This window comes from Photobacterium sanguinicancri, assembly GCF_002265265.1.
Classification (GTDB): domain Bacteria; phylum Pseudomonadota; class Gammaproteobacteria; order Enterobacterales; family Vibrionaceae; genus Photobacterium; species Photobacterium sanguinicancri.
The window spans coordinates 1-2862 of the sequence record NZ_NOIF01000311.1 but is presented as its reverse complement, the minus strand read 5'-3'; the positions used below and the strand labels follow the sequence as shown (position 1 = coordinate 2862).

Below are 2862 nucleotides of genomic sequence, written 5' to 3'. Positions count from 1 at the left end.
CGGCAGCGTCAGATGTGTATTTGAGACAGCTTATAATGTTTCGCACGTGCGCGAAGAAAATCGACATCTGGCGGGAAGTCTTTATTTGATTTTGCATGGCGCATAACATCAAATACTTTAAATTCAGTCAGAATAGCATAGCGGTAAGGTTTAAAATCACCTTTGATTTGTAACGTAGGATCAAAGTACTCATCACCTCGCTTAATAATCGCGTGATCAACAACGTCACCTTCGTTTTCGCAGCGGTAACCTAATACATAACGATCGCCTTTCGTGAAGATTACATTCATATAGCTGTTATAAAAACTTTCGTCTTCTGTAGTCGTACAGCTTTCTAGTAGTTCTTCATCCATCGCGTTTACAGTTACAAAACGCATATTTTCAGGCTTTAGGTTTAAAGCCGCTAGTTCTTTATGAGCAGCTTCGAGAGTCAGTTGGGTCACTTTTTATACCGAATTATCAATAGAATCCCCTACATTATACATCTAAATTCAGCAAGTTCACCTTAAGAGTGTAGATGTAATAAAAGCATAAAAATGCCTTCCTGGCGTATTTAGGGTTTACAAAACTTTACGAATGCAAAGAATGTAAATTTAACTGCAAATAATAATGGTTATCACTAATATTTCGCTAAATTTTGCAGTGGTCGAAAGGCTGCGATGAGCCACCTATACCCAAAAACAAAAATTAGCTCATTACATACTTATTTGGAGATAACGGATTATGTTTTCTAAAACTCAGCTGGCTTTACTTATTGGTGCAGTACTCACTGTTCCTGCTGCTTATGCAGAAACAACGCAAGTGGATGAGCACATGGTTGTTACTGGCCGTGGCCACGGTTATAAAGCCGATAACAATACGACCGCAATGAAAATTGAGGCGACTCAGCTTGAAACCCCAGGACAAGTTACCGTTATTGATGAGCAAATCATCGATGAGCAACGTGCTAGTTCGCTTGGCGAAGTACTTAAAAATGATGCAAGTGTGAGTGCTGGTGGTGACAGCCGTAACCGTGAGCGCTTTTCTCTGCGTGGCTTTGAAATTGGCAGCTCATCTGGTTTCTTACGTGACGGTAAACAGCATTGGTCACATTACCGCCAGCCAGTTGAATTACTTGAGCGTGTAGAAGTATTGAAAGGCCCTGCAGGTTTGCTTTACGGTAAATCAGCACCAGGTGGTTTGATTAACATGGTTTCTAAGAAACCAACGTATGAAACACAAGTTAGCTTGAGCCAAGATATTGGTTCGAATAATGACTCTCGCACCGTACTTGATGTGAGTGGTGCGTTAAATGAAGATGAAACATTACGCGCACGTACCGTTCTTTCTAAGCAGACTAAAGAATCTTGGCGTTCATACAGTGATGGCTCTACACATTCGACAGAGCGTGTTGTTGGCGGTGTGTTTGTTGACTATGACCTTAACAACGATATTACTGTTTCTGTGCATGCTGATAAGACAAAAGATCACGGTAATGTTGATTCAGGTGCTTATGTTGTTGACGGTAAAGTTATTGGTGGCGATGAGCGTATTTGGGATGCGCAATGGTCGAAAATTGAAAATGATGTAGAAAACTATGGCTTTGATGTAAATGCACAGCTTTCTACAAACTGGGCGTTAAAAACGGGCTATAACTACCAAGATTTTAAACGTAACGATGTAGAAAGTTTCCCTGATTTCTCCAAGTACGCAACTAACGGCACGATTGGCCATGGTGGTAGCGATCGTAAAGATCACTGGGTATTCCAAACAGCTTACGTAGACTTCACGGGTGAAGCGAATGTACTGGGTATGGATCACCAGCTACTTCTTGGTGCTAACTGGCTAGGCTACGATTACAAACGTAATCAAGCTAGCTTCACAAAAGTATATGTTGAGCCGGGTAACCCTGTACCAACACCAGAAATTAACACTAGCAAGAAAGTTAAGAAATCACATTCACACACTGATTCTTACGGTATCTACGTTCAAGATATGGTAACCATTACCGATCAGTGGAAAGCATTAGCTGGTGTTCGTTTTGACGAACAACGTGGTAACGGTATTAAAGAAACCGCGGTTTCTCCAAAAGCTGCGATTATTTATCAACCAGTTGAGAATGGTTCTATCTATGTGAACTACTCTGAAAGCTTTGAACCTAAAGGGCAGGTTTCTAACTCAAGCAGTCGTCAATATGTAAATGATGGCGAACAGCTAAAACCAGTTAAAGGCAAGCAGTACGAGCTAGGTACTAAGTGGGAACTGTTTGATAACAGCTTGTTCGTGAGTGGTGCCGTATTCGATATTACAGAAGTTAATTCACCACTAGATGTTGAATTAAGCAGCGGTAAGTGGAAAAAAACACAAGACGGCGAACGTGTTCACCGTGGTGCTGAGTTAGCCGCTCAAGGTAATGTAACTGAAGACTTATCTTTAAGTGCAAGTGCTATGTACTTAGATGCTGAATACACTAAGCATGAAACTTATCAAGGTAACCGTCCTGTTGATGTTCCTGAGTTCTCGGCAAGTGTTTGGTCTCGTTACAGCTTCGTGACTGGCACTGACATGAACTTAGGTGTGATTTACGTTGGTGAACGTTTTGGTGATGCAGCTAATACCTTCCAAAAAGACAGCTACACACGCGTCGATTTAGGTGTTGCACACACTTATAAATACGATGAGAAATTGGACATTGTTGCTCGCTTAAATGTTGAAAACTTGTTTGATACTGATTACCTAGCAGGTGGTGGTTCAACAAGCTCTAAATACCCAGGTGCGACAAATGTGGTTATTGGCGAAGGTCGTAACTTCATGGCTTCAATTCAATTCCGTTACTAATCGAATTAAAGGGGAAAGCAGATGCTTTCCCCTTTATTTGTTTAA

General features: G+C 41.2%; 2 protein-coding genes. One reads left to right on the top strand and one right to left on the bottom strand.

Annotated features, from left to right (window positions below; translation table 11 throughout):
- Positions 1-8: 8 nt before the first annotated feature.
- A complete protein-coding gene (locus ASV53_RS26525; protein WP_094958927.1) occupies positions 9-443 on the bottom strand; it encodes a hypothetical protein in 435 nt (144 codons plus the stop codon).
- A 280-nt stretch (positions 444-723) separates the two neighbouring features.
- Between ASV53_RS26525 and ASV53_RS23495 the strand changes: the two genes are divergently transcribed.
- A complete protein-coding gene (locus ASV53_RS23495; protein WP_094958926.1) occupies positions 724-2817 on the top strand; it encodes a TonB-dependent siderophore receptor in 2094 nt (697 codons plus the stop codon).
- Positions 2818-2862: the final 45 nt, after the last annotated feature.